At 62.7% G+C, this 22,373-nt stretch carries 25 protein-coding genes and 1 pseudogene; 14 read left to right on the top strand and 12 right to left on the bottom strand.

Annotated features, from left to right (window positions below):
• Nucleotides 1-338 precede the first annotated feature (338 nt).
• Nucleotides 339-656: pseudogene (locus BVH03_RS27075) on the top strand (cold shock domain-containing protein membrane protein); the annotation flags it as partial.
• A gap of 57 nt (nt 657-713) precedes the next feature.
• Nucleotides 714-938, top strand: a complete 225-nt coding sequence (locus BVH03_RS26350; protein ID WP_167359775.1) for a cold-shock protein — start codon at nt 714-716, stop codon at nt 936-938.
• Between the two features lie 58 nt (nt 939-996).
• Here the strand turns inward: BVH03_RS26350 and BVH03_RS12590 are convergent, their stop codons facing one another.
• Together BVH03_RS12590 and BVH03_RS12585 are read right to left on the bottom strand one after the other, a co-directional pair.
• Nucleotides 997-1,203 carry a SlyX family protein gene (locus BVH03_RS12590; protein ID WP_075961476.1) on the bottom strand — a complete coding sequence of 69 codons (207 nt, stop codon included), beginning with the start codon at nt 1,201-1,203 and terminating at the stop codon, nt 997-999.
• A complete protein-coding gene (locus BVH03_RS12585; RefSeq protein WP_075961475.1) occupies nt 1,204-1,629 on the bottom strand; it encodes an HIT domain-containing protein in 426 nt (141 codons plus the stop codon).
• Nucleotides 1,630-2,282: 653 nt separating this feature from the next.
• On the opposite strand from BVH03_RS12585, the gene BVH03_RS12580 reads away from it, so the two are divergent.
• The 3 genes from BVH03_RS12580 (at nt 2,283) to BVH03_RS12570 (ending at nt 6,479) form a co-directional block, all read left to right on the top strand.
• Entirely contained in the window at nt 2,283-3,545 is a 1,263-nt protein-coding gene (locus BVH03_RS12580; protein WP_075961474.1) for an OprD family porin, read from the top strand.
• A gap of 247 nt (nt 3,546-3,792) precedes the next feature.
• Nucleotides 3,793-5,508: a proline--tRNA ligase gene (locus BVH03_RS12575; RefSeq protein ID WP_075961473.1), complete on the top strand. Its 1,716-nt coding sequence runs from the start codon at nt 3,793-3,795 to the stop codon at nt 5,506-5,508.
• 17 nt (nt 5,509-5,525) lie between these two features.
• Nucleotides 5,526-6,479: a hypothetical protein gene (locus tag BVH03_RS12570; protein ID WP_075961472.1), complete on the top strand. Its 954-nt coding sequence runs from the start codon at nt 5,526-5,528 to the stop codon at nt 6,477-6,479.
• Between the two features lie 3 nt (nt 6,480-6,482).
• Here the strand turns inward: BVH03_RS12570 and BVH03_RS12565 are convergent, their stop codons facing one another.
• Together BVH03_RS12565 and BVH03_RS12560 are read right to left on the bottom strand one after the other, a co-directional pair.
• Complete coding sequence (locus tag BVH03_RS12565; protein ID WP_075961471.1) at nt 6,483-6,758, bottom strand: acylphosphatase; 276 nt, start codon at nt 6,756-6,758, stop codon at nt 6,483-6,485.
• Nucleotides 6,759-6,762: 4 nt separating this feature from the next.
• On the bottom strand, nt 6,763-7,242 hold the full coding sequence (locus BVH03_RS12560) for a TlpA disulfide reductase family protein (RefSeq protein WP_075961470.1): 480 nt from the start codon (nt 7,240-7,242) through the stop codon (nt 6,763-6,765).
• Nucleotides 7,243-7,272: 30 nt separating this feature from the next.
• On the opposite strand from BVH03_RS12560, the gene BVH03_RS12555 reads away from it, so the two are divergent.
• Complete coding sequence (locus tag BVH03_RS12555) at nt 7,273-8,670, top strand: PilZ domain-containing protein (RefSeq protein ID WP_075961469.1); 1,398 nt, start codon at nt 7,273-7,275, stop codon at nt 8,668-8,670.
• 103 nt (nt 8,671-8,773) lie between these two features.
• On the top strand, nt 8,774-9,172 hold the full coding sequence (locus BVH03_RS12550; RefSeq protein ID WP_075961468.1) for a hypothetical protein: 399 nt from the start codon (nt 8,774-8,776) through the stop codon (nt 9,170-9,172).
• Here BVH03_RS12550 and BVH03_RS26860 read toward each other — a convergent pair.
• Nucleotides 9,157-9,360, bottom strand: a complete 204-nt coding sequence (locus tag BVH03_RS26860) for a hypothetical protein (protein ID WP_075961467.1) — start codon at nt 9,358-9,360, stop codon at nt 9,157-9,159. The genes BVH03_RS12550 and BVH03_RS26860 overlap by 16 nt on opposite strands.
• Before the next feature lie 135 nt (nt 9,361-9,495).
• Nucleotides 9,496-10,725: a YihY family inner membrane protein gene (locus tag BVH03_RS12540; RefSeq protein WP_075961466.1), complete on the bottom strand. Its 1,230-nt coding sequence runs from the start codon at nt 10,723-10,725 to the stop codon at nt 9,496-9,498.
• 229 nt (nt 10,726-10,954) lie between these two features.
• Here BVH03_RS12540 and arsC point away from each other — a divergent pair, with 229 nt between their 5' ends.
• The 3 genes from arsC to BVH03_RS12525 are packed head-to-tail and all read left to right on the top strand — an operon-like array spanning nt 10,955 to nt 12,325.
• The gene (arsC, locus tag BVH03_RS12535; RefSeq protein ID WP_075961465.1) at nt 10,955-11,308 is read left to right on the top strand and encodes an arsenate reductase (glutaredoxin); all 354 of its coding nucleotides are present in this window, start codon (nt 10,955-10,957) and stop codon (nt 11,306-11,308) included.
• Nucleotides 11,305-11,910, top strand: a complete 606-nt coding sequence (gene wrbA / locus BVH03_RS12530; protein ID WP_075961464.1) for an NAD(P)H:quinone oxidoreductase — start codon at nt 11,305-11,307, stop codon at nt 11,908-11,910. The genes arsC and wrbA overlap by 4 nt, the downstream gene beginning before the upstream one ends.
• The gene (locus BVH03_RS12525; RefSeq protein ID WP_075961463.1) at nt 11,903-12,325 is read left to right on the top strand and encodes a DUF2069 domain-containing protein; all 423 of its coding nucleotides are present in this window, start codon (nt 11,903-11,905) and stop codon (nt 12,323-12,325) included. The genes wrbA and BVH03_RS12525 overlap by 8 nt, the downstream gene beginning before the upstream one ends.
• A gap of 23 nt (nt 12,326-12,348) precedes the next feature.
• Here the strand turns inward: BVH03_RS12525 and hda are convergent, their stop codons facing one another.
• From hda to BVH03_RS12510, 3 genes are all read right to left on the bottom strand, one after another.
• Nucleotides 12,349-13,053 (bottom strand): DnaA regulatory inactivator Hda, encoded by a 705-nt coding sequence (gene hda, locus BVH03_RS12520; RefSeq protein WP_075934457.1) that lies wholly within the window; start codon nt 13,051-13,053, stop codon nt 12,349-12,351.
• Between the two features lie 132 nt (nt 13,054-13,185).
• Nucleotides 13,186-14,280 carry an AI-2E family transporter gene (locus BVH03_RS12515; protein WP_075961462.1) on the bottom strand — a complete coding sequence of 365 codons (1,095 nt, stop codon included), beginning with the start codon at nt 14,278-14,280 and terminating at the stop codon, nt 13,186-13,188.
• Between the two features lie 102 nt (nt 14,281-14,382).
• Complete coding sequence (locus BVH03_RS12510) at nt 14,383-15,459, bottom strand: DUF2066 domain-containing protein (protein ID WP_075961461.1); 1,077 nt, start codon at nt 15,457-15,459, stop codon at nt 14,383-14,385.
• 282 nt (nt 15,460-15,741) lie between these two features.
• Between BVH03_RS12510 and purM the strand changes: the two genes are divergently transcribed.
• The 4 genes from purM to BVH03_RS12490 all read left to right on the top strand — a co-directional run bounded on the left by purM (nt 15,742) and on the right by BVH03_RS12490 (nt 18,582).
• Entirely contained in the window at nt 15,742-16,800 is a 1,059-nt protein-coding gene (purM, locus tag BVH03_RS12505) for a phosphoribosylformylglycinamidine cyclo-ligase (RefSeq protein ID WP_075961460.1), read from the top strand.
• Between the two features lie 10 nt (nt 16,801-16,810).
• Nucleotides 16,811-17,485, top strand: a complete 675-nt coding sequence (gene purN / locus BVH03_RS12500; protein WP_075961459.1) for a phosphoribosylglycinamide formyltransferase — start codon at nt 16,811-16,813, stop codon at nt 17,483-17,485.
• The gene (locus BVH03_RS12495; protein ID WP_075961458.1) at nt 17,470-18,186 is read left to right on the top strand and encodes a DUF3108 domain-containing protein; all 717 of its coding nucleotides are present in this window, start codon (nt 17,470-17,472) and stop codon (nt 18,184-18,186) included. Before purN ends, BVH03_RS12495 begins: the two co-directional genes overlap by 16 nt.
• A 207-nt stretch (nt 18,187-18,393) precedes the next feature.
• Nucleotides 18,394-18,582 carry a hypothetical protein gene (locus BVH03_RS12490; RefSeq protein ID WP_075934463.1) on the top strand — a complete coding sequence of 63 codons (189 nt, stop codon included), beginning with the start codon at nt 18,394-18,396 and terminating at the stop codon, nt 18,580-18,582.
• A 54-nt stretch (nt 18,583-18,636) separates the two neighbouring features.
• On the opposite strand, the gene BVH03_RS12485 is transcribed toward BVH03_RS12490, so the two are convergent.
• From BVH03_RS12485 to relA, 3 genes are read right to left on the bottom strand one after another with little or no spacing between them, the layout of a single operon-like run.
• On the bottom strand, nt 18,637-19,176 hold the full coding sequence (locus BVH03_RS12485; protein ID WP_075961457.1) for a DUF2058 domain-containing protein: 540 nt from the start codon (nt 19,174-19,176) through the stop codon (nt 18,637-18,639).
• Between the two features lie 59 nt (nt 19,177-19,235).
• Nucleotides 19,236-20,063: a nucleoside triphosphate pyrophosphohydrolase gene (gene mazG, locus BVH03_RS12480; RefSeq protein ID WP_075961456.1), complete on the bottom strand. Its 828-nt coding sequence runs from the start codon at nt 20,061-20,063 to the stop codon at nt 19,236-19,238.
• Between the two features lie 55 nt (nt 20,064-20,118).
• A complete protein-coding gene (gene relA, locus BVH03_RS12475) occupies nt 20,119-22,365 on the bottom strand; it encodes a GTP diphosphokinase (protein ID WP_075961455.1) in 2,247 nt (748 codons plus the stop codon).
• Nucleotides 22,366-22,373: the final 8 nt, after the last annotated feature.

Raw genomic sequence — 22,373 nt, 5'->3', positions numbered from 1 at the left:
CTGCTTTGCCCGCGACCTTCGCCCTGGATATAACCCATAAACGACAATGCCCCTATCAACCGATAGAGGCATTGTCTTCAACTCACCCTCGGACTGCTAGGTTTTCACACAGTCTGCACGGCAGCCCTGTTTCGTTTCAGCCCGCTACAACCGGCAACACAGCGCCACCCATTTGAGTAGCCCTTCTCTTTGCTGTTAAATACGTCCCGTGCCGCCATCCCAACTCATGGGCCGGCGCATAGGCTGGCCCTCCCGAACTCTCATCGCCCTTACGTCACGGCAAATCGCGTGGAGCCAGCTGTTCCTGGTGATCCTTTTATCGAGTGAGTGCGTTGAACATGTTGAAAATCGTCCACCTGCTGGTGGGGCTGTCGGCCCTGCCGTTATCCATCGCCCCTGGTCTCAATGACGGCCAGTCGTTCCTGCAACACCCCGACGCGCTGTGCCTGGCGCTCTTTGGCTTTCTCAACCTGCTGCTGGCTACGCAGTTTCCGCTGTGGCACAGCAATGCGCGTCAACATCTGCAAAACCTGGCGTGCGCCCTGCTGATCCTCGGCACACTGCTGCAAGCCCTGATCCTGCTCGCCCCCTTGCCGCTCATCGCCGAGCAACCTGCCCTGCTGTTCAGCCTGCTGATCATCTCCCTGGCCGTTGCCCTGCACCTGGGTACCAACCTGCGCTTCGACCGAAAGAGGTCCGTGCCGCAGCAGGACCTGGGCGATCGCGAAACCGGTACCGTGAAGTGGTTCAACACCTCGAAAGGGTTCGGCTTCATTTCTCGCGATGCTGGCGAAGACATCTTCGTGCACTTCCGTGCCATCCGCGGCGAAGGTCACCGTGTTCTGGTGGAAGGCCAGCGTGTGGAGTTTTCCGTGATGCAGCGCGACAAAGGCCTGCAGGCTGAAGACGTGATCGCGGCGCTGCCGACCCGGCGCTGATCCGCCCGTCAACGAAAAGCCCCGCGATGCGGGGCTTTTTCATTCGAGCGGGGCGCTATCAATAATGAGGCGGCGGCGCTTCGTCCTGCGACGGGCTGAACGGATTCACTTCTTCCTGACGCTTGGCCAGCGCCTGCATCTGCACCTGCAGTCGCTCGATCACTTTCTGCTGCTCCACCAAGGCATCGTTGAGCGCCTGAATGGTGTCGTCCTGAAAGGCCTGGCGACTCTCCAGCTCGACGATACGCTCCTCAAGCCCACTCATTCAGACCTCTCCTGCCCGGTAATGCCCCGGCATGACCGAACGCAACCTGTCTCGCAGGGCGGCGACCTGCTGCGGATCATAGGGCTTGGCCGGATGGCGCCCCCACACCGGAGCTGGCCAGGCGTCATCACTGCGGTAACGGACGATCACATGCATATGCAATTGACTGACGACGTTACCCAGGGTGGCGATATTGATCTTGTCGGCCTTGAACGCATCCTTGAGCACCTCGCCCAACAAGGCAGTTTCCGCCCATAACGCCTGTTGATCCTCGGCGCTCAACTGGAACACCTCGCTGACATCCTCGCAGCGCGGCACCAGAATGAACCAGGGGTAACGGGCATCGTTACTGAGCAGCACGCGACTCAACGGCAGATCGCCCAGTACGAAGGTGTCTTGCTGCAGGCGCGAATCCAGTACGAACATTTGCTCACCTCATCTCAAGGGGCCGCCCATCCGATCAGCAACCCATAGGCGCAGCAGGATACCCGGCAAGGCCTTGAAAATTAACCCCGAATCGGATGCACCCAAAAAGCGCAAGAGCAGCACTGATGAGTTTTACAACGCACCATATTGTTTCCCAAAGTAAACATCTGGCACCCCTCCAAAATGCCAATTAAAACTCATTATCAATAACCTGGCCACATAGATAGCAAGCTACTTAGAAGCACCCTAACAAGAGTGCAGAAAAACGGTTATTTAAGTCGATAATTTGTACTTCACCACAAAATAATGTGCATAAACCGTAGCAATTCAGGCGCCTTGGTAATTTTGAGCACGGCTTTTGCTTTAAACTCGCAACGCTCCCAAATAGGGCCCTGCGGTAACGCTCCCCGGCCCTATGTTAGAGCTGTAAATCGTTGGATGAGCCGCGCAGGCGGGGTTTGTCTCATTACGACGCACCTTTCGCGCTAGACGACAAGCGCAAAGGTTGCGACGAAATGGATAGATCGAAACTATCGCCAATACAAAGTGCCGTGCTATAAGTTCCATCCGACACAAAAAGAAATAGAGCTGCTCGCCATAACAACCTTATTGAGCAGCGGAAGTACTCTTCTAAACCAAAGGAGCAAATCACGATGCGAGTGATGAAGTGGAGCGTAATCGCCCTGGCTGTGGCCGCGGGTACCTCTCAGATGGCAGTGGCCTCGGAGCAGTCCGAGTCGAAGGGTTTCGTTGAAGACAGCACCCTGTCGCTCCTGGCGCGCAGCATGTACTACAACCGTGATGCCCGTAATGGCGCATCCCGCGGCACCGAAGGCAAAGGGTACTCCGAGGAGTGGGGTGCCAGCGCCCGTGCACTGTTCGAATCCGGCTTCACCCAGGGCACCGTTGGTTTCGGCGTTAACGCTTATGCCGGCACTCTGTGGCAGCTGGACACTGGCGGCGGCCGTCGCGGTGTTGGCATGTTCCCGGAAAACGGAGGCAAAGACCTGACCATCGCTAACGCCGCCGTCAAAGCACGCATCTCCAGCACCACACTGACCTATGGTTCGCAGCTGCCTGCCCTTCCGGTTCTGGCCTACGACGATGGCCGCCTGCTGCCGGAAACCTTCGAAGGCACCATGATCACCAGCAAGGAGATCGAAGGCCTCGAACTGAATGCCGGGCGTTTCACCGCCTACAACACTATGCGTCAGTCCGGCCGCGACAGCGGCGGCCTGAAGTCTATCGATGTAATCGGTGGTTCCTACGCATTTACCGATGACTTCACCGCTGCGCTTTACTACAGCGACCTGGAAGATCAGTACAAGCGTAAGTACGCCAACCTGAACTACAACCTGCCGCTGACCGAAGAACAAGCGCTGGGCTTCGATTTCAATATTTACAAGAGCGACTACAACCGTCAGGTCGGCGGTGGCGACAACACCATTTGGAGCCTGGCAGCCAAGTATAGCGTTGGTGCTCATGCCTTCATCCTGGCCCACCAACGCAACACCGGCAGCCAAGGTTTCAACTACGGTAACGGTGATGGTGGCGGCGCAATCTTCGTAGCCAACAGCTTCCTGTCCGACTTCAACCTGGAAGACGAACGTTCCTGGCAGGCCAGCTACGAGCTGGACTTCGCTACTTTCGGCGTTCCGGGCCTGAGCTTCAAAACTGCGTACATTTGGGCTGACAACATCACCTCTCGCGAAGACGGCGTGATTACCAACACCAATGGCAAAGAACACGAATTCTTTAACCAGGTGAAATACACCGTCCAGAGCGGTGCGGCTAAGGACCTGTCCTTCCGCCTGCGCGCTTCGGTACTGCGGGCCAACTCTGAGGTCAGCAACGTCAACATCGACGACACCAACGAAGTCCGCTTCTACGTGAACTACCCGCTCAGCGTTCTGTAATCGCGCGCAAGCCTGATGGCAGTTCAAAAACCCGGCTTCGGCCGGGTTTTTTATTGCGCATCGAATCTCGCCTGATCTCTCGCTCGAAGATTCGCCCAACCAAGCCATAGACCGATCAACCCTCTGCGCGAGCCCTCAGTTGATCCACCTGCTCCATCGCAGCACTTCACATCCTATACGCCACCAGCCACGCGCCGTACAATGCCGAGCCATAAAAATCCCTTTGCAACCGACAGAACGGCCCATCATGCGTACCAGTCAGTTCCTGCTTTCGACCCTCAAAGAAACGCCCTCCGATGCCGTGGTGATCAGCCATCAGTTGCTGCTGCGCGCTGGCATGATCCGCAAGCTCGCCTCCGGCCTTTACACCTGGCTGCCAATGGGCCTGCGTACCCTGCGCAAGGTCGAAAGAATCGTGCGTGAAGAGATGGACGCGGCCGGTGCGCTGGAGGTGCTGATGCCCGCCATCCAGCCTGCCGAGCTGTGGCAGGAGTCGGGCCGTTGGGTGCAATACGGGCCGGAGCTGCTGCGCGTCAAGGATCGCCACGACCGCGAATTCTGCGTCGGGCCAACGCACGAGGAAGTGGTGACCGACCTGGCCCGCAACGAGCTGAACAGCTACAAGCAATTGCCGCTCAACCTGTACCAGATCCAGACCAAGTTCCGTGACGAAATCCGTCCGCGCTTCGGCCTGATGCGTGGCCGCGAGTTCATCATGAAGGACGCCTACTCCTTCCATGCCGACCAGGCTTCCCTGCAGCAGACCTACGACCGTATGCACCAGGCCTACTGCAACATCTTCACCCGCCTGGGCCTCAACTTCCGCCCAGTGGTGGCGGACAACGGCTCCATCGGCGGCGCCGGCTCCCACGAATTCCACGTGCTGGCCGAATCCGGTGAAGACGATATCGTGTTCAGCAACGCCTCCGATTACGCCGCCAATATCGAGAAGGCCGAAGCCATTCCCCGCGAGTCCGCCCGCCCGGCGCCGAGTGAAGAGCTGCGCCTGATCGATACCCCGAACGCCAAGACCATCCAGCAGTTGGTCGAGGGCTACGACCTGCCCGTCGAGCGCACCATCAAAACGCTGATCGTGCATGCCGAAGAAGAAGGCAAGCTGATCGCCCTGATCGTTCGTGGCGATCACGAGCTGAATGAAATCAAGGCCGCCAACCAGCCTGGCGTCGCCAGCCCGCTGGTAATGGCCTCGGACGCCGAGCTGCGCGATGCCATCGGAGCCGGCGCAGGCTCTCTGGGCCCGCTGAACCTGCCGCTGCCGATCATCATCGATCGCTCGGTGGAACGGATGAGCGATTTCGCCATTGGCGCCAACATCGACGACAAGCACTACTTCGGCGTCAACTGGGAGCGCGACCTGCCGGTACCGGCCGTCGCCGACTTGCGCAACGTGGTGGCAGGCGACCCGAGCCCGGACGGCAAGGGCACCCTGGAAATCAAGCGCGGCATCGAAGTCGGGCACATCTTCCAGCTGGGCACCAAGTACAGCGAAGCGATGAACTGCCAGGTGCTGGGCGAGAACGGCAAGCCGGTGGTGCTGAGCATGGGCTGCTACGGTATCGGCGTATCCCGCGTGGTGGCCGCCGCCATCGAGCAGAACAGCGACGAGCGCGGCATCATCTGGAACGATGCCCTGGCGCCCTTCCAGATCGCCCTGGTACCGCTGCGCTACGAAACCGACGCGGTGCGCGAAGCGACCGACAAGCTGTACGGCGAACTGACCGCAGCCGGCTTCGAAGTTTTGCTCGACGACCGTGACAAAAAGACCAGTCCGGGCATCAAATTCGCAGACATGGAACTGATCGGCATCCCGCATCGCATCGTGGTCAGCGACCGCGGCCTGGCCGAAGGTAACCTGGAGTACAAGAGCCGTCTGGAAACCGAGGCTCAGCCAGTCGCCGTCGGCGAGATCCTGTCGTTCATCCAGAACCGTATCCGCCGCTGACCCGCCAAAGAGCCGTCATGTTCAAGCGAAGCACCCTACGCCTTCTCGGCGCCACCACCTGTGGCGCCTTCTTTCTCGCCGGCTGCGCCAACCATCTGCCGCAGCGCAGCGAGCATGAGGAGCGTGTCGAACGCAAGCTGCTGAGCCACAGCCTGCAGATCGACGTGGGGCAGCCTGAAGTGCTGGAGCTGCCCCAGCGCAGAGTGCGCGTACATGAGCAGAAGGTCTTCGAGGTGACGCCGTTCGAGGTCACCCGCCATTACGACCGCTATACGCCTTACCAGCCTTGGCGGGAAATTTATGAGATCCCGCTGGGCGCGGTGGCCATCGTCGGTGGCATCGGTGCCAACGTGCTCAACGTGGTCGCGCTCGGGCGCATTCCGGACACCGCCACCAAGGATTGGATCAGCTACGGCGTGGCGGGCATCAACCCGTTCATGAACGTCGAATCCAACGGCCGCTCCCAGCAGAACCTGGCCGGCATCGACGAAAAGCGCCAGGAAACCCGTACCGACTACTCCAGCCTGCCCTGGGCCGAACGCCCCGTGACCATCAAGGCTGGCGCGCAGACCCATGAGCTGCTCACCGACCGCAATGGCGTGCTGCGCCTCAACCTGCTCGATGGCCCGTTCGCCGATCAGGACATCGCCCGTGTCGGCACCCTGCTGCTGACCGTAACCGACGAGCAGGATGCCACCAGCGCCGAGGCGACCTTGCTGGTCAGCCGCACGCTACGCGGCAAGCTGCGCGAAGCTCATGACCTGATCTATGACGACCTCGAGGGGGCGGAAGTCGAACAATGGGTGCATCGCGTCAAGCGCCTGTCCGACCTGGGTCTCGAAGAGGAAGCCAGCGAGCTGGAACAGAGCCTGATCGAACTGACCCGCAACGACCCGGAGCTGCAGGCCGAATTTCTCCGCTCGCTGTCCCAGAATGCCGGTCGTCTCGCCGCCGACCCCGGCGAAGACTGACAGCTAGCGCTGCACGACGAAACCCTGAGCGTCCTCGACCGGGCGCTCCTGCAGTGTCACGGCAAGCACTCCGGCACCGGGCGGCCCATGCTCCAGCCATTTGGCCAGCGAGCGGACCGCATCGCTTTCACCCTCCAACAGAACCTCCACGCGGCCGTCAGGCAGATTGCGCACCCAGCCCGACACTTGCAAACGCGCGGCCTGCGCGGCCGTGCCCTGGCGAAAGCCGACACCCTGCACGCGCCCTTCGACATATCCGTGCAGACAAACGCTGGCCATAGAATCAGCTCTCCTGGCGCAGCGCTGCCAGCCGCGCCTTGAGGCCTTCGGCGTCCTGCTCGCCGAGCAGTCGCTCACGCACCTTGCCTTGGTCGTCGACGATATAGGTGACCGGCAGCGCATCACTGGGCGGCAATCCATAACGCTCCGCGGGGTCCTTGGCCAGCACCGTGAACTTGATGCCCAGCGCCTCGGCCGCCTTGCTGAGCGCCTCGCCCTGCAGGCCATCGAAGTTCACACCGAACACACCGATAGACTGTTTCTCCAGTTCCGGCGCCAGGGCATTCAACTCAGGAATCTCGGAGCGACAGGGGCCGCACCACTCGGCCCAATAATTGATAACCAGCCACTGGCCTTCAAGGCGCTCAACCGCTACCTTCTGCCCATGCTGGTCGACACCCACGTCATCCGTGCACCCTGCCAGCACTGCGCCGGCGATGAGCACCATCATGAGCCGAATGACTGACGCAAGTCGCTTTACCATGGAAATGGTCCTCGTACCGATAAGGTTGCTATGACACTGGATGCACTGCAGCTCGATGTCCCCGACGCTCTCGACGCTGACCCGCTCGACCAGGCAACCCTGGGCAGCAGCCTGAGCGCGGCTCGCCAACTGCCGGTCGAGACTGGCCTGCTGGAGCTGACAGCCCTGCTCACGCGCCTCAATCGCAGCGCGATGACCTTACTCGAAAGACAGCGGACGCTGCAAAATTTCAGCGATGAGTATCGCCACTATAGTGCGCAGCGCTGTCCTGCAGCAGCCGCCGAACAAACGCAGCTGTGCAGCGAGCTCGCCATCGGCTACAAGCGCCTGCTGCTGCAGATACTGCAGGGCCACAAGCCCTCCCAGCCGCACCTGGCCTGGTGCCTGTACATGGCTCAGCACTTCATCACCCAGGCTCTGTTGTGGCATTTTCGGCAGTACCGTGAGCCAAATGCCGACCTGTGGCGCGACAGCCACCTGCTGTACTGGCTGGGCGAGCGTCATGACTGCCTCGACGAGCCGGTAGCGGCAGCATTTACCCCCACGCCCGCCGACACCTTGCGCGGGCTCTATCAGCAGACACTGCTGCTGGCACTGAGCAATCCCCCGCACCTGCACCCGGACGAATGCCTGCGACTGTTCGCAGCCCTGGCGCCGCTGGCCGCCCTCGCCCGCCTGCTGCCCTGGGACGCGGAGGACAAATCCGAAGGCCCGCTCATCGACCTGCAACGTGCGCAGGCATGCCTGACCTACCAGCAACGCCCCCAGGCGTGCAGCGAAACCCTGCGCCGCCTGGAGCTGGGCGCACTGCTCGTCGCACTCGGCGAGCCCGCGCCGCTGCGCAGCGCTGGAGAGCGTGACCTGCTCGAGCGCGTGCACCCTCACTGGTTGGGTACCGACCAGCGCCGCCATTCGCGGACCCCGCAACAAAGCGACTGCCGGCTGGCCATCGGCATCCCGGCCATCCACGCTCAGCTGCTCGAACAGCGGCCGCAGTGCACAGCGGCGCAGATTCTCGATATCGGCCCAGGCGGAGCGCGCCTGCTGTGCCCCGCGTACGCCGCCCACAACTTGCCGATCGGCCAGCTGGTGCTGCTGATCGCCGACAGCGACGTACTGGCATTGGTGTGCTGGCGTCACCTCAATAGCGAGGGTATTCACCTGGGCCTGCGTTACCTGAAGGGCCTGGCGCAGCCGACCTGGCTCAGACGCGCCCCCAGCAGCCAGCCGCACCTGGGCATCCTGCAAAGCACGCCCAAGCCACGGGAGGGCTGGCATCACGGCCTGTGGGTGCCGCACAATCAGTTCAGCGACGGTGAAAACCTGTGGCTGCAATTGCCCAACGCGGTCAACCAGAACCGCTTGCAACTGCCCGCTGGCAACCTGGCCAGCGCCACGGTAAGCCGTCACCCCCTGGAACTGCCCTGATTGAGAACTCGATCACGCGCATGGGCGGCCTGCCGCACAGTTTGATCGAGAGCATCCTTCTTATACTTCCCCGCTGACGTTCTTCGCCAGCCAGGGAACTCGCATGCCTAATGCCCACGACACACTGATCGGCCAAGTACCCGCACACCTCATCCAGAGCGCCCACCTGCAGTTGACCGCCTACGACGGGCGGGTCGCGGAGTTCAACGTGGCCGCCTGGCTGCATCTGCCGGGCCAGGCAGGCAGCCTGGTATCCCTGCAGGTACGCTATCGCGATGGGGATCAGCTGCGCTCGATCAATCTGGATCACGCCAAGGTAGGCATGCAGGACAGAATCCTGCTTTCCGGCATCGCGCGCCTGCCGGTGACCCAGCGCATCGAAGACATGCAGATACGCCTGCGCTCAGCGCAGTCCCAGGTCGACGTTAAAGTAGAAGAGCTTTTCGTGCAGGCCGCCGAGCCCACGATCGCACTCGCGCGCGTCAGTCAGGCCAACGCCTGACCCATTCTTGCGAGCGACTTACACGGCTCGCGCGGCGCCTCGCCTGTTAGCGGAACATCATCCACTGTGCCTGCCAGCGACTCGGGCCAGCTGCTGAAGCGCAGCCCGGTGATTCGGTTGAGATTCTCCAGCGCCCGCTCGCTATCTCGCCCATGGAGCATCACGACCTTGGAGGATGGTTTTGGCATTGCACGTACTCTTGGTGGCGCGAGATCGACTGCACGTAGCATAGCCAGAAACATGCCATGTTACTGACGCCAACGCCCCGGCACCCTGACATGGCAACAGGCTATCAGTCGGGCCTGTGCTGGTGTCGATAAACGTCACTTCCTGTCACTGCCCTGCCCCTCCAGCCAGTGGGCCAGGGTATCGCCGAACAGCAGGCTTTGCTCTTCATGCAGGCGCTGCAGTGCTTCACGCAACGCCGGATACCAGGGCTCATCCAACTCATCAGGCAGCTGGCTCAAGTGCGGCAATGGCCACGGGCTGCGCTCGAACAACTGCTGCAGCGAATAATGGGACAGATCACGACTGAGCATCCAGCTATCGCCACCGATGCTGGCGACCAGACGTTGGCTTTCCAGAAAGCTCAGCACCTCCTCCCACTCATGCTCGGGCAACAACCAGCCCTGGCGCTGTATATCCCGGTGGCGAACCTTGAGCCCGGTGCGCTGGCGCGCGTGAAACACCCGCAGGATGCCCAGCAGTACCAGTGCCCGGGGCACCGCGCGCTTGCGCCACTGATGAGAAACCCCGAGGTTGCACACCAGCTCGGCCCCCAGCAGCACGATCAGCCAGCACAAAAAGATCCACAGAAGAAACAGCGGCACCGTGGCGAAGGCCCCGTAGATCAGCTGATAGCCCGGGAAGAAACGCACGTAGAAACCGAAGGTGGCCTTGGCCAGCTCCAGCAATATCGCCGTGAACAAACCGCCCCACAAAGCGTGGCGCACCGGTACCCGGGCGTTGGGCACCGCCGCGTAAAGCAGGGTGAACGCCGCAACGCTGAACACAAGCGGTGTGAAGCGCAGCAGCGTTTGAGCCCCGACCACCGCATCCGGTCCGGTGAGTAGCGACAGCGAGGCGACATAGGTGCTGATCGCGAAGCCGGCGCCCAGCAGCATCGGCCCCAGGCTGAGAATCGCCCAGTACAGCAGGAAGGTGGCGATACCGCGCCGCGGCTGGCGCACCCGCCAGATGGTGTTGAAGGTGCGCTCGATGGTGACCAGCATCCAGAAGGCGGTGACCGCCAACACCGCCACCCCGATCCAGGTCAGCTGCCGCGCCTGGGTGGTGAAATTGCGCAGGTACTCCTGCAGCGTCTCGCCGGCAGACGGCACGAAATTATGAAAGATGAACGCCTGAATCTGCTCGCCAGTCCCCTGGAATGCCGGTACCGCGGAGAGCACGGCAAAGGTCACCGTCATCATCGGCACCACGGCGAACAGCGTGGTATAGGTCAGCGCCGCGGCGTTATCGGCGCCGCGATTGTCGAAGAAGCGCTGCCAGAGGAATCGCCAGAACTCGAGCCAATCGTGCAAACGCTGCTGCATACCCACCTCACAAGGGCAGTCGGAAACGTGCGCATCATCGTCAGGCCGGCGCCATCAGGGCCGCAGGCAATGCAGACGAGCGGGAGAAACTGGCCACGAGCCGTTGTGACCGACGCATTACAGACGCTGGCTCACCACTTAGGTTCGCCCTGATTGGCGCCCCCAGTTCAGCGCGAGCCGCCGACGCGGTTAGAATAGCTGCCAACTGCCGCCAGAAGCGACGACCGCCATGACTGAATTGATGCTTTATCACAACCCGCGCTGCTCGAAATCCCGCGCGGCTCTGCAACTGCTCGAAGAGCGCGACCTGCAGCCGGTCGTGGTGCATTATCTCGACACTCCACCTAGCGCCGCACAACTGCGCGATGTGCTGGATAAACTCGGCCTGCCGCCCCGCCACCTGCTGCGCAGCGGTGAGGACGAATATCGCGAACTCGGCCTGGCCGACCAGGCGCTGAGTGACGAGCAACTGATCGCGGCCATGGCCGCTCATCCGCGCCTGATCGAGCGACCGATCCTGATCGCCGGGGATCGCGCCGTGATCGGTCGACCGCCGGAGAACATCCTGGAGCTGCTGCCATGACCACACCTTACATCCTGGTGCTGTATTACAGCCGCCAAGGCGCTACCGCCGAGATGGCCCTTCATATCGCCCGCGGCGTGGAAATGCAGGGCCTCGAAGCGCGCCTGCGCACCGTGCCAGCGGTTTCCGCCGAATGCGAAGCGGTCGTCGACAGCATCCCTGCCGAAGGCGCTCCCTATGCAAGCCTCGACGACCTGAAGAACTGCGCAGGTCTGGCGCTGGGCAGCCCGACGCGCTTCGGCAACATGGCCGCGCCCATGAAGTATTTTCTCGACGGCACCAGCAACCTGTGGCTGACCGGTAGCCTGGTCGGCAAGCCCGCGGGCGTTTTCACCTCCACTGCCAGCCTGCACGGCGGCCAGGAGAGCACGCTGCTGTCGATGCTGCTGCCGCTGCTGCACCACGGCATGCTGGTCGCCGGCCTGCCGTACAGTGAATCTGCGCTGGTCGAGACCCGCGGAGGTGGCACGCCCTATGGCGCCAGCCACCATGCCGGCGCTGACGGCAAGCGCGCCCTGGATGAACATGAGATCACCCTGTGCCGTGCTCTCGGTCAGCGGCTGGCCGGCATCGCCTGCAAGCTGAGCGACGGCCATGGCTAAAGCCGCCAGAGCGCTGCCAAACGTGGACTGGCTGCTGCCGCGCCTGCGCATCAGTCGCTATCTGAGCCTGGCCAGTTTCGTGGCGCTGGCGGCGCTGCTGCTGATCTGGAATCTGGGCTACGCGGCGGTCCCCAATGCGCTGCTGTGGGCAGTACTGGCCTTCCAGCTGTTGCCGTTGCTGCTGCTCGCCCCTGGCCTGATCGGCGGCCACCCACGCACCCACTCGTGGGCCTGCTTCGTGGTGAACCTGTATTTCATCCAGGGCGTGCTGGCCGCGTTCGATCCTTCCAAGCGGCTGTTCGGCTGGCTGGAGATTCTGCTGAGCCTGACGTTGTTCGTCAGCGCGCTGCTGTACACGCGCTGGTGCGCGCAATACCAACGGATCGGCAGCGCTGGCGAAAGCCGTGAAGAGTAGGCGCTGTCCAGGACGGCGCCAGGCTACCAGTCCAGGGTTTCCTTGAGGAAGGGAATGGTCAGCTTGCGCTTTTCCTGCAGCGAGGCCTGATCCAGGCGCTCGAGCAGATCGAACAGCGCGTTCATGCTGCGTTCGCCGCGAGTAAGGATGAAACGCCCCACGTCGTCGCTCATATGCAGGCCGCGACGCGATGCTCGTAGCTGCAGGGCGCGCAGCTTGTCCTCGTCGGACAGCGATTGCAGCTGAAACACCAGGGCCAGGGTCAGGCGCGACTTGAGGTCGGGCAGCTTGATCGACAGTTCCCGAGGCGATGCGTTGGCGGAAAGCAGCAGACGGCGACCGCTATCACGCAGGCGATTGAACAGGTGAAAGAGCGCTTCTTCCCAGGCGCGCTGGCCAGCAGCAGCCTCCAGGTCATCCAGGCAGACCAGCTCGAACTGCTCCAGATTGTCGAGAATCGCCGGGCCGTACTGCACCACCTCGGCCAGAGGCAGGTAGACGGCGCGCTCGCCGAGCTGCTCGAAGCGCAGGCAGGCCGCCTGCAGCAGGTGGCTGCGCCCGACGCCTTCGCCACCCCACAGGTAGATCAGGCTCTCCGTCCAACCCGCCTCGGCCTCGCACAGACGCTCCACGTACCCAAGGGCAGCGGCATTGGCGCCCGGGTAGTAATTGGCGAAGGTGGCGTCGTCGCGCAGACGCACACCCAGGGGCAGTTGAATCGGCTTCATGCTGGAGAGAATGGCTCGTCGGAGCCCGCTTGGCGCTCTGAATAAAGGTGGCGCAGTTTATACCCTTGGCGGCCGCCTGTCATTGCCGCACTTTCCAAGGCAATACAACAGGTTAGCCGCCAGCGACAAGCCTCAACGCGCTTTGCGGCCCGGTTTTGGCTGAAGCGGAGCCTGCCCCGCGTAGGCGTCGGACTGTTTGTACAGCTCGTGCACGTGGCGCAGCAGCACCATGATCACCGCCGCCACCGGCAGCGCCACCAGGATGCCGGTGAAACCGAACAGCTGACCGCCGGCCATGATCGCGAAAATCACCGCCACCGGGTGCAGGCCGATGCGGTCGCCGACCAATAGCGGCGTCAGTAGCATGCCCTCGAGCAATTGGCCGACCACGAACACGCTGGCAATCATCAACAGCGGATAAGGGTCGCCGCCGAACTGGAACAGCCCGGCCAGCAGCGCACTGCCGATGCCCACCACCACACCGAGGTACGGCACGATGCTCGCCAGGCCTGCCAGCAAGCCGATCAACAGCCCCAGTTCGAGGCCGATGGCCATCAGGCCGACCGCATACATCGCACCGAGCGCCAGCATCACCAGAAGCTGACCGCGCAGGAACGCGCCGAGCACCTCATGACACTCACCGACCAGCTTCACCACCACACCTTCATTATCGCGCGGCACCAGGCTGCGCAGCTTGCTGACCAGCAGGTCCCAGTCGCGCATCAGGTAGAAACTGACCACCGGAATCAGCAGCAGGTTGGCCACCCAGGCCACCAGGGCCAGGCTCGACGCGGTGACCTGCGACAACACCAACCCGGCGATATCGGTGGTTTGCCCCAGGTGACCGGACAACGCTTTCTTCAATTCATCGAAGCGCCAGAAGCCCTCGTTCAGGCCGAGCTTGACCTGAATCCATGGCAAGGCCTGGTTCTGTGCCCAATCGAGCATCTGCGGTAGCAGCTCATACAGCTGTACCAGCTGTTTGCCGAGCATCGGAATCAACACCAGCAAGGCCAGGGCCATCAACAGGGTGAACAGACCGAATACCACGATCACACCCCAGGTACGCGAAAGCTTCAGGCGCTCCAGGCGATCGACCAGTGGATCACCGAGGTAGGCGATCAGGATGCCCATCAGAAACGGCGAAAGAATCGGGTGCAGCACGTACAGGAAGCCGCCCAGCACCAGCACGGCAGCGATCCACAGCCAGCGAGACGAAACGGGCATGCTCGATCCTCAGAAGCGATTATCAGGTCGGTGCGCACGCGCAAAACGACCTCGGCCATGGCCGAGGTCATCGAAAGCGAAGCGGTTCAGATTGGGCGCAGTCTACCAGCGAAAGTACATAACCTCGCCAGATGCAGTGGCCGGCGCTGCTGGTGGCGCAGCCTGAGGTTGCACCGGCGCCTGGCTGGCATCGATGGGTGCCTGAGACTCGGCGGGCACCTGCGAGGCCAGTTCGGCAGCCGATTCCTCGTGCAGTTGCAGTAGCCCCAATTGGGTGCGCAACTGCTCGGCACTGGCATTGACCTTGTAGATCAGGCGGTCGGCCTGTACCGACTGCAGCTGCGCGCCAAAAGGCTCGAGCACCCGCTGCAACTCGGCGTAGCGCGACAGATCGGCGCCGATGACTTCCACCGTCTGCGCCGAACTGGCACCCGGCGCGACGACGAATCGCGGTGCCAGGCGCTCGCTCACCGCCAGCAACACCGCATCGGCCAGCGCGGCCTGATCAGCGCCCTCGGCCTTGCCCTGCTCGCGCTCGTCGCCCAGCCACAGCTGCCAGTTGGCCTGCCATTTGCCGTCCGCTTCACTGGCGCGCACGGCCAGCAAGGCGTCGGCGCCGTAGCGCTCGGATGCCGAACGCAGCTCACCCGGTTCCTTGGCGCCGAGCGCCTCCTTGGTCGCCACCAGTTGCTCGCTGAGGTCGGCCAACGGCAGGCGCAACGGCAAGCCACGGTGCCGGGCGGCCTCGCGCAGCGGCTCGGCAGCGGTCTGGCCATCACCGACCATGTTCGCGCCGTCGACCGTCTCGTTCAGCCACCAGGCGAGAATCGCCGGGCGGTTGACGCCCCACAGCGGCAAGCCGGCCTGACGCAGGGAGCGATCGGTGGACACCGCGTCGAAATCGACCACCAGGTGATCACCCTCATAACCGTACTGGCTGATGATCTGCTGCGGATCCTTGCGCAACTGCGCCAATGCCGAGCCCTTTGCCGCTTCCGGCTTGCCGGTCAGGCGCAGCACCAGCGTCTCGACCGCGCGCTGCAGGGCGGCATCGCGCTCTTCGGGCTGCTGGCTGGCAACCGTCTCGCGCACCTGATAGAGGTCGCTCACGGTCGCGGCCAGGGTCGGCAGGCTCAAGAGTGACAGACAGAGAAGCAGGGGGCGGAAGATCGGGCGCATGAACGGAAAACTCTCGGCTGAAGGAGGCGGCGCGCGGTAACAGGCCGTGGCGCTATACCTTAGGGGCTGTTGCCATGGCATCGCAAGCCACGCGGCCATCGCTACGCAACCAGGCTCGCGTGTGACCCGCCAGGGCCAGCCAGGTTTCACGCCACCTGGCAACCCGCACTCGGCACGGTGGCTGGCCGCTGCCGGGCAAGCCTGATAAAATCGCGCGCCTTCGCAGAACGGCCCCGAGGGGCCGACGCTATTCCGACTTTCCCCTTCCAAAGGCCTGGATCTATGAGCAAGCAACCCTCCATCAGCTACAAGGACGCAGGTGTGGACATCGACGCGGGCGAAGCCCTGGTCGAACGCATCAAGGGCGTGGCCAAGCGCACCGCCCGTCCTGAAGTCATGGGTGGCCTGGGCGGCTTCGGCGCCCTGTGCGAGATCCCGGCCGGCTACAAGCAACCGGTGCTGGTGTCCGGCACCGATGGCGTAGGCACCAAGCTGCGCCTGGCGCTGAACCTGAACAAGCACGACAGCATCGGCCAGGACCTGGTCGCCATGTGCGTCAACGACCTGGTGGTCTGTGGCGCCGAGCCGCTGTTCTTCCTCGACTACTACGCCACCGGCAAGCTGAATGTCGACGTGGCCGCCACCGTGGTCACCGGCATCGGTGCCGGTTGCGAACTGGCCGGCTGCTCGCTGGTCGGTGGGGAGACCGCCGAGATGCCGGGCATGTACGAGGGCGAAGATTACGACCTGGCCGGTTTCTGCGTGGGTGTGGTCGAGAAGGCCGAGATCATCGACGGCTCCAAGGTCGCTACCGGCGATGCGCTGATCGCGCTGCCCTCCTCGGGCCCGCACTCCAACGGCTACTCGCTGATCCGCAAGATCCTCGACGTGTCCGGCACCGATATCGAAAACACCCAGCTCGACGGCAAGCCCCTGGCCGATCTGCTGATGGCGCCGACGCGCATCTACGTCAAGCCGCTGCTGGAGCTGATCAAGAAGACCGGCGCAGTCAAAGCCATGGCCCACATCACGGGCGGTGGCCTGTTGGACAACATCCCGCGCGTGCTGCCGGACAACGCCCAGGCAGTGATCGACGTGGCCAGCTGGCAGCGCCCGGCAGTGTTCGACTTCCTGCAGGACAAAGGCAACGTCGACGAGCATGAAATGCACCGCGTGCTGAACTGCGGCGTGGGCATGGTCATCTGCGTCGCTCAGGATCAGGTCGACACCGCCCTGCAGAGCCTGCGCAGCGCCGGTGAGCAGCCCTGGGTCATCGGCCAGATCGCCGCAGCAGCAGAAGGCGCCGAGCGCGTCGTGCTGAACAATCTGAAAAGCCACTGATGGGCACCTAATGCCGCGATCCTGCAATGTAGTGGTGCTGCTGTCGGGCACCGGCAGCAATCTTCAGGCGCTGATCGACAGCACCGCTGATGGCGAGAACCCGGTGCGCATCGCCGCGGTGATCGCCAATCGTAGCGATGCCTACGGCCTGCAACGTGCGCAGGCCGCCGGCGTTGCCACGCGGGTTCTCGAACATGGCGATTATCAGGGCCGCGACGCCTTCGACGCCGCACTGATGCAGGCCATCGACGATTTCGACCCGCAACTAGTGGTACTCGCCGGCTTCATGCGCATTCTCACCCCTGCCTTCGTGCGCCACTACCATGGCCGCCTGCTGAACATCCATCCCTCGCTGTTGCCACGCCACAAAGGCCTGCACACCCATCAGCGTGCGCTGGAAGCCGGCGACACCGAGCACGGCTGCAGCGTACACTTCGTGACCGAGGAACTCGATGGGGGCCCTCTGGTCGTACAGGCAGTAATCCGGGTACATTCTCACGACACGGCCGCCAGCCTGGCGCAACGGGTTCACGCTCAGGAACACCGGATCTACCCGCTGGCCATACGCTGGTTCGCCGAGGGGCGTTTGCTCCTCGCCGATACCGGCCCCCGGCTCGACGGTGTTGCACTGCCGGCCACCGGTTACCCTATCAATAGCAAGGAGACTCCATGCGCCGCGCCTTAATGCTTGCTCTGGCGTTGTTCAGCCTGCCTGCCCTCGCCGCAGAGCCGAAGCCCTTCTCCGCCAGCTACACCGCCGACTGGAAACAGGTTCCCGTCAGCGGCTCCGCCGAACGCAGTCTGCAGAAGCTCGACGACGGGCGCTGGCAACTGGTGTTCAAGGCCTCCATGCTGGTCGCCGGCCTGACCGAGCAAAGCACCTTCTCGGTCGAAGGCGATACTTTCCTGCCGCAGAGCTACAAGTTCGAGCGCAGCGGCCTGGGCAAGAGCAAGGACATCGAGTTCGATTTCGACTGGTCGCAGAAACAGGTGATCGGCAGTGATCGCGGCGACCCGGTGCGCTTCCCGCTCAACCGTGGCATGCAGGACAAGTCGACCTACCAGTTGGCCCTGCAGCACGACGTGGCCGCTGGCGAGAAAAGCATGAGCTATCAGGTGGTCGATGGCGACGAGATCGAGACCTACGATTTCCGCGTGCTCGGCGAAGAAGTAGTGCGCACCGCTGCCGGTCTGATCGACGCCATCAAGGTCGAGCGGGTACGCGACCCGACGCAGAGCAGCCGCAAGACCATCCTGTGGTTCGCCAAGGACTGGGATTACCTGCTGGTTCGCCTGCATCAGGTAGAGAAGGACGGCAAGGAATACCAGATCATGCTCAAGTCGGGCACCGTCGATGGCAAGACCGTGCAAGGTCGCCGCGACTGACCTGATCGCCATTTATCAGAAGAACCGGGGCTTTCCCGGTTTTTTTATGCCCGGATTCAGCCTCTGCCATCGAGAATTGCCAGAAAATGCAGCAGCTGGGAACTTGTAACCAATTAATACAGTCACAAAATATGTCGTTGCTTAGCAGGCTAAGCACGAGCGCAACCGCCTTGCGCAGCATTTGTCCGGCAATACTGGAGAAATAGAATGAGCGTACTAGTAGTGACCGAGCGTGACGAACACCATATGTCCCACGAAGCCCAGGCCGAGGGCCTGCGGGTCTGGGATGTGTACCAAAACGATCAGCTGGTCGGCATCTTCCCCTCCGAGGAGGAAGCCGTCGCGTATCAGGCAGAGCTGAAAGCCCATGACCATGAGGCAGCCCATTCGGAATAAATCGAAATTCCATGAAAAAGCCCGCTGATCGCGGGCTTTTTCATGCCTGGAAGCTCACCACATCAGGTCATCGGGCACCTGATAGGCTGCATACGGATCGTCCTCGTCCGGCGCTTCGGTTGGCGTGTTGAGCAGCAGCACGCGCTGCGGGTCGCGCTCCTGAATGCGCAGCGCCGCTTCACGCGGAATCACCTCGTAACCACCACCATGACGCACGATGGCCAGCGAGCCGCGGCTGAGCTTGTCGCGCATCAATGCGTTGACCGGCAGGCGCTTGACCTTCTTGTCATCGACGAAGTTGTAGTAATCCTCGGTGGTCAACTTGGGCAGCCGTGACGCCTCGATCAGTTGCTTGATCTGCGCGGCGCGGGCTTTCTGCTCAGCCTTGTCCTGCTGCTGACGATTGAGCTCCTGATCGCGCGCCGCTTTCTCGGCCTTGGCCTGCTGGGCCGCAAGCTGGCTGCTGTTGTCCTCTTCAGCCTGGCCTTTCTTCACCATGCGCTGCTGTTTGTGCTGTTGCTTGCTGGCCTGCTTGACCTGCTTCTCGTTGACCAACCCGGCTTTGAGCAACTGGTCACGTAGTGAAATCGCCATAACCTACCTATGCGCAGACAATTTAACGGGATGGGACAAGCCCATCTGACTTGAAGCGTTCAGCAGCCTGACTGCCGCTCACTTTTCTTGGCCTCGCCCCACAGGGCGTCTAGCTCGTCCAGGGTGCAATTCTCGATGGGCCGCCCGGCTTCGCGCAATGCCTGTTCGATGAAGCGGAAGCGCCGCTCGAATTTGCCATTGGCCGCCCGTAATGCCGCCTCGGGATCGACCCGCAGATGTCGAGCCAGATTGGTGGCGCTGAACAGCAGATCACCGATTTCCTCGGCGATGGCTTCAGGGTCGTTCTCGCTGATCGCTTCGAGCACTTCATCGAGCTCTTCGCGCACCTTGTCGAGCACCGGCAAGGCATCCGGCCAGTCGAAACCGACACGGGCCGCGCGGCCCTGCAGCTTACTGGCGCGGCTCAGGGCCGGCAGCACATTCGGCACGTCGTCGAGCAACGACAGCTGCTGCGGTGCCGCAGCTCGCTCTGCGCGCTCTTCGGCCTTGATCGCTTCCCAACGTTGCTTGACCTCCGCTTCGCCAAGGCGAGGCTGATCCACCGGCCCATACAGATCGCCATCGGGAAACACGTGGGGGTGGCGGCGTACCAGCTTGCGGGTGATGCCATCGACCACCGCGGCAAAATCGAAGCGCCCCTCCTCCTCTGCCAGCCGGCTGTAGTAAACGACCTGAAACAGCAGGTCACCCAGCTCGCCCGGCAATTCGGCGAAGGCGCCGCGCTCGATGGCGTCGGCCACTTCGTACGCTTCCTCGAGGGTATGCGGCACGATGCTGGCGTAGGACTGCTTCAGGTCCCATGGGCAGCCATGCCGAGGGTCGCGCAGGCGCGCCATCAGGTTGAGCAGGTCAGGGAGTTGGTACATAGCGGGGTCCAGTGAATGCGGGCCCGAGGTTCACCACCTCGCGCCCGTTTACGACTCAGGGCGCGCGGTGACGGCGCGCCTCGATGATATTGGGCAGTTGCGACAGGCGGCCCAACAGCCTGCCCAACGCGTCCAGCCCCGGAATTTCCACGGTCAGCGACATTGACGCCGTATTGTCTTCCTTGTTCGAGCGGGTATTGACCGCCAGCACGTTGAGCTTCTCGTTGAGCAGCATCTGCGTCACGTCGCGCAGCAGACCGGAACGGTCGTAGGCGCGGATGATGATGTCCACCGGGTAGGTTTGCACCGGCACCGGACCCCAGCTGACCTGGATAATCCGCTCCGGCTCGCGGCTGCCGAGCTGCAGCACCGCCGCACAATCCTGGCGGTGAATGCTGACGCCACGGCCCAGGGTGATGTAACCGACGATGGGATCGCCCGGCAGCGGCTGGCAGCAGCCGGCCATCTGGGTCATCAGGTTACCCACGCCCTGGATCTGGATATCGCCACGCTTGCCCGGCTTGAAGCCCTGGGCCTTGCGAGGAATCAGCTCGAGCTGCTCGTTGCCACGCTCCGGCTCGACCAGTTGCTGAGCCAGATTGACCAGCTGCGCCAGACGCAGATCTCCCGCACCCAGGGACGCGAACAGATCCTCGGCGGTGCGCAGGTTGGCCTTCTCGGCGAGCTTCTCGAAGTCCACCGGCGGCAGGGCAACACGGGCCAGCTCACGTTCGAGCATGGTTTTGCCGGCGGCAACGTTCTGGTCACGGTCCTGCAGTTTGAACCAGTGGACGATCTTCGCCCGCGCCCGCGAGGTGGTCACGTAGCCCAGGTTGGAGTTCAGCCAGTCACGGCTCGGCGTACCCTGCTTGCTGGTGATGATTTCCACCTGCTCGCCGGTCTGCAGGCTGTAGTTGAGCGGCACGATGCGCCCATTGATCTTGGCGCCGCGGCAGTTATGGCCGATCTCGGTGTGTACGCGGTAGGCGAAGTCCAGCGGCGTGGCGCCCTTGGGCAGGTCGATAGCATGGCCATCCGGGGTGAACACGTAGACCCGGTCGGGCTCGATATCAACGCGCAGCTGCTCGGCAAGGCCACCGATGTCGCCAAGCTCCTCGTGCCATTCGAGCACCTGGCGCAGCCAGGAAATCTTTTCCTCATAATGGTTGGAGCCGGATTTGACGTCGGTGCCCTTGTAGCGCCAGTGGGCGCAGACGCCCAGCTCGGCTTCCTCGTGCATGTTGGAGGTGCGGATCTGCACTTCCAGCACCTTGCCTTCGGGGCCGAGTACCGCCGTGTGCAGCGAGCGGTAGCCGTTCTCCTTGGGGTTGGCGATGTAGTCGTCGAATTCCTTGGGAATGTGCCGCCACAGGGTATGCACGATACCCAGCGCGGTGTAGCAATCACGCACCGCCGGCACCAGCACGCGCACTGCGCGCACGTCGTAGATCTGGCTGAACTGCAGGCCCTTGCGCTGCATCTTGCGCCAGATCGAATAGATATGTTTCGCGCGGCCGCTGATATCGGCCTTGATGCCGGTGGCCTCGAGCTCCTCGCGCAGCTGGCCCATCACTTCGTTGATGTAGTGCTCGCGATCCAGGCGGCGCTCGTGCAGCAGGTTGGCGATCTGCTTGTACTGCTCCGGCTCCAGGTAGCGGAAGGACAGGTCTTCCAGCTCCCACTTGATATGGCCGATGCCCAGGCGGTGAGCCAGCGGCGCGTAGATGTCGAAGACCTCGCGGGCCACGCGCTGGCGGCGCTCCTCGTCGGTGTCCTTGACGGCGCGGATCGCGCAGGTACGCTCGGCCAGTTTGATCAACGCGACGCGCACGTCGTCGACCATGGCCACCAGCATCTTGCGCAGGTTGTCGACCTGGGCCTGGGAGCCGAGCACCGTGGACTCGCCGCGCGGGTTGAGGCTGGCACTGATGGCCGCCATGCGCAGCACGCCCTCGATCAGCTTGGCCACCACCGGGCCGAAACGCTGACGCACGTCAGCCAGGGGAATCTTGCCTTCACGCACACCGCGGTAGATCACGGCGGCGACCAGGGAATCCTGATCGAGCTTGAGGTCGGCGAGGATCTCGGCGATCTCCAGGCCGGCGCCGAAACTGGACGCGCCTTCGGTCCACAGATTCTGCGCCGCATTGGCCTGTTGCTCGGCCGCCCGGGCGAATTCACAGGCGGCGCGCAACGCATCACGATCGAGAGCCGGGTCGACACTCGTGACGTGCTCCAACCAGGCCTCGAGATTGATACTGCCATCATCGTTGATGGGCTGGTGCACTCTAACCTGAACCATCTAATACC

It is taken from the genome of Pseudomonas sp. PA15(2017), assembly GCF_001945395.1.
In the GTDB taxonomy this organism is placed as follows: Bacteria; Pseudomonadota; Gammaproteobacteria; order Pseudomonadales; family Pseudomonadaceae; genus Aquipseudomonas.
Note: the sequence above shows the minus strand (reverse complement) of the source record. Positions and strands in the feature narration are given on the sequence as shown.